Genomic DNA, 4,320 nt, shown 5'->3' with positions numbered 1-4,320 from the left:
AATTGGTGTAGGAATATATAATATTTTGACTGGTCACGTTTCACCCACGCTACATTCGCCAATTGGAACACCAGTTGCGGGAATTAGTTTATTTCTACTGTTAAGAGCGTTTGCATCAGGTAGCTCTGCATTAACGGGTGTTGAGGCGATATCTAACGCAATTCCAAACTTTAAAGATCCTGCACCTAACAATGCAGCGAAAACATTGCTTGCAATGGGTGCATTACTTGCAGTTTTATTTTCAGGAATTGTCTTTTTAGCTTATTATTACGGAATTAATCCAAGTAAGGAAGTAACAGTTGTTTCACAAATTGCTGAACAAACATTTGGACGTAATTTCATGTACTATTTCATTCAAGGTACAACAGCTTTAATATTAATTCTTGCTGCTAACACAGGTTATTCTGCATTTCCGCTATTAGCAGTTAACCTTGCAAAAGATAAGTTTATACCGAGAATGTTTACGATTAGAGGAGACCGCCTAGGTTATTCAAACGGTATTATTATACTTGGGATTTCTTCGATTATTTTAATTGTAGCTTTTCAGGGAAAAACAGAACACTTGATTCCGCTATATGCAGTAGGGGTATTTATTCCGTTTACACTTTCTCAAACTGGAATGGTACTAAAATGGCTTCGTGAAAAGCCTGAAGGATGGGCTTTAAGATTAACGGTCAATTTAATTGGTGCAGTCATTAGTTTTATCGTAATGAGTATGTTCTTTTTAACTAAATTCGCACAAGTTTGGTCGATCCTTATTTTCTTACCTGCCATTATCTTCTTGTTCCATCGAATAAAGAAGCATTATGATGCAGTGGGGGATCAATTAAGTTTAAAAACTTGTGAACCACTTGTTCCGATTGAAGGGAATGTAATTGTTGTTCCTGTAGCTGGTATGACTCATGTAGTAGAAAATTCACTGAACTATGCTAAAGCTCTTTCTGCAGATCAAGTTATCGCTGTGTATGTTGCTTTTGACAGAGAAGAGGAAAAGAAATTTGAAGAGAAATGGGAGAAGTGGCAACCTGAAGTAAGGCTTGTTACATTACATTCTCATTATAGAAGTATTATTCAGCCGCTAACAAAATTTATTGATACAGTACAATATAAGGCGAGTGAATCAAATTACCGAGTTACGGTCGTTATACCACAGTTTATTCCGAAAAAAGGTTGGCATAACATTCTTCATAATCAGTCTAGTTTACTCATTCGTGCGTATTTACTCTATAAAAGAAATGTTGTTATTACGACAGTACCGTATCATTTGAAAAAGTAAGGAAATTTTTTAAGGATAACTTCACGAAAGTGAAGTTATCCTTTTTGTGTATATGCTATGCATAATTGCATATGGATCTAAAAAGTATATTAGTATAATTTTAATGATTATGAATATGTAGTGTTTTCTGTTGTGGTATATAGAAAGTTTAATCGAGAAAGTGAATTGAATTTTGTTTTGGGATAAGGACATGAGAGCTTGAAAATAAAGGGAATTAAAATACTTCTTTACGTTATATAAATAGCTGTGTTTAAATGACCTTACAGTACAAAACTTACATGAAAACAAAACGAAATTTCATACTTTCATACGTTAATTAGTTTAAAATGAATAATATTTTCATGTAATATATTCACTGTGTGAATGTGGAACTCGCAATAAAACAGAAAATTTATACAGTTTTATTCATACTAAGCACATATGAAAAGTTATGAATTGTTTTATAACAATAAGTAAGTACTGTAGAAATAAAGTTTGAGAGAGGTGTTTCGTACATGACTCACGGTGAGAACGTTCTCTATTTTTAACCATCTCAAATCAATTGCAAGAAAATAGAATAATAAAATGCGATAGTAATAGTTGCTAATACATAGGAGGAGTTAAAGTGAAAAAGACTTTAATTACAGGGTTATTGGTTACAGCAGTATCTACGAGTTGTTTTGTTCCTGTAAGCGCTTACGCTAAGGAGGGGCAAACAGAAGTGAAAACAGTATATGCGCAAAATGTAATTGCTCCAAATACATTATCAAATTCAATTAGAATGTTAGGGTCACAGTCACCACTTATACAAGCATACGGATTAGTTATTTTGCAACAACCAGACATTAAGGTAAACGCTATGAGCAGTTTGACGAATCATCAAAAGTTTGCAAAGGCGAATGTACGAGAGTGGATTGATGAATATAATCCGAAGTTAATCGACCTAAATCAAGAGATGATGAGATATAGCACTAGATTTAATAGCTATTATAGTAAGCTCTATGAACTAGCAGGAAAAGTAAATGAAGATGAACAGGCAAAAGCAGATTTTACAAGCGCATACGGAAAATTACAATTGCAAGTACAAAGCATCCAAGAGAGTATGGAGCAAGATTTATTAGAGTTAAATCGATTTAAAACAGTACTAGATAAAGATAGCAACAACTTATCCATTAAAGCTGATGAAGCAATAAAAACATTGCAAGGATCAAGTGGGGATATTGTGAAATTAAGAGAAGATATTAAAAGAATTCAAGGGGAAATTCAAGCTGAACTAACTACTATTTTGAATAGACCGCAAGAAATCATTAAAGGTTCTATTAATATCGGTAAACAAGTATTTACAATTACAAATCAAACTGCACAAACGAAAACAATCGACTTTGTTTCTATCGGTACTTTAAGTAATGAAATTGTAAATGCTGCAGATAGTCAAACGAGGGAAGCAGCTCTTCGTATTCAACAAAAGCAAAAAGAGCTATTACCACTTATTCAAAAGTTATCACAAACTGAATCAGAGGCGACTCAAATTACATTCGTTGAAGATCAAGTAAGTAGCTTTACAGAACTAATTGATCGCCAAATTACAACTTTAGAAACGTTATTAACGGATTGGAAAGTTTTAAATAATAATATGATCCAAATTCAAACAAATATTGAAGAAGGCACGTATACAGACAGTAGTTTACTTCAAAAACATTTCAATCAACTCAAAAAAGTAAGTGATGAAATGAATAAGCAAACGAATCAATTTGAAGATTACGTTACAAACGTTGAAGTACATTAAACAGAAAAATAATTAACGATATAGGGAGAGAAGAGAAATGAAGAAAAAACCTTATAAAGTAATGGCTCTATCAGCACTTATGGCAGTATTTGCAGCAGGGAACATTATGCCGGCTCATACTTATGCAGCTGAAAGTACAGTGAAACAAGCTCCAGTTCATGCGGTAGCAAAAGCTTATAATGACTATGAAGAATATTCATTAGGACCAGAAGGCCTAAAAGATGCAATAGAAAGAACAGGTTCAAATGCTTTAGTAATGGATCTGTACGCTTTAACAATTATTAAACAAGGTAATGTTAACTTTGGTAATGTATCGTCAGTTGATGCAGCTTTAAAAGGAAAAGTGATTCAGCACCAAGATACAGCTAGAGGAAATGCGAAGCAATGGTTAGATGTATTAAAGCCACAGCTTATTTCAACGAATCAAAATATCATTAATTATAATACGAAGTTCCAAAACTATTATGATACTTTAGTTGCTGCGGTAGATGCAAAAGATAAAGCGACTCTTACGAAAGGCTTAACTAGATTATCAAGTAGTATTAATGAAAATAAAGCACAAGTAGATCAGTTAGTAGAAGACTTGAAGAAATTCCGAAATAAAATGACGTCGGATACGCAAAACTTCAAGGGAGATGCAAATCAAATTACATCTATCTTAGCTAGTCAAGACGCTGGAATTCCGCTATTGCAAAATCAAATTACAACGTACAATGAAGCAATTAGTAAATATAATGCAATTATTATCGGTTCATCAGTTGCTACAGCGTTAGGTCCAATTGCAATTATCGGTGGTGCAGTAGTTATTGCAACTGGTGCAGGAACTCCGCTAGGAATCGCATTAATTGCAGGTGGTACAGCAGCTGTAGGTGGTGGTACAGCTGGAATCGTATTAGCGAAGAAAGAGCTTGATAATGCACAATCTGAAATTCAAAAAATAACTGGACAAGTTACAACTGCTCAACTAGAAGTAGCAGGATTAACAAACATTAAAACACAAACTGAGTATTTAACAAATACGATCGATACTGCAATTACAGCACTGCAAAACATTTCAAATCAATGGTACACAATGGGATCAAAATACAATTCTTTACTTCAAAATGTAGATTCAATTAGTCCAAATGACCTTGTTTTCATTAAAGAAGATTTAAACATTGCGAAAGATAGCTGGAAGAACATTAAAGACTATGCAGAAAAAATCTATGCTGAAGATATTAAAGTAGTAGATACGAAAAAAGCATAATAGCGATTAAACTGTTACAACATTATGTATAGA

At 33.4% G+C, this 4,320-nt stretch carries 3 protein-coding genes; all 3 read left to right on the top strand.

Annotated features, from left to right (window positions below; genetic code table 11):
• On the top strand, positions 1-1,276 hold a 1,276-nt coding region (locus AB3X49_RS18475), incomplete at its 5' end, for an APC family permease (protein WP_367963892.1).
• Positions 1,277-1,880: 604 nt separating this feature from the next.
• On the top strand, positions 1,881-3,041 hold the full coding sequence (nheA, locus tag AB3X49_RS18470; protein WP_367963889.1) for a non-hemolytic enterotoxin NHE subunit A: 1,161 nt from the start codon (positions 1,881-1,883) through the stop codon (positions 3,039-3,041).
• A 37-nt stretch (positions 3,042-3,078) separates the two neighbouring features.
• A complete protein-coding gene (nheB, locus tag AB3X49_RS18465; RefSeq protein ID WP_367963887.1) occupies positions 3,079-4,287 on the top strand; it encodes a non-hemolytic enterotoxin NHE subunit B in 1,209 nt (402 codons plus the stop codon).
• Positions 4,288-4,320 lie beyond the last annotated feature (33 nt).

This window comes from Bacillus sp. C30 (assembly GCF_040838255.1).
GTDB lineage: Bacteria > Bacillota > Bacilli > Bacillales > Bacillaceae_G > Bacillus_A > Bacillus_A mycoides.
This window is presented reverse-complemented; position numbering and strand designations above follow the sequence as displayed.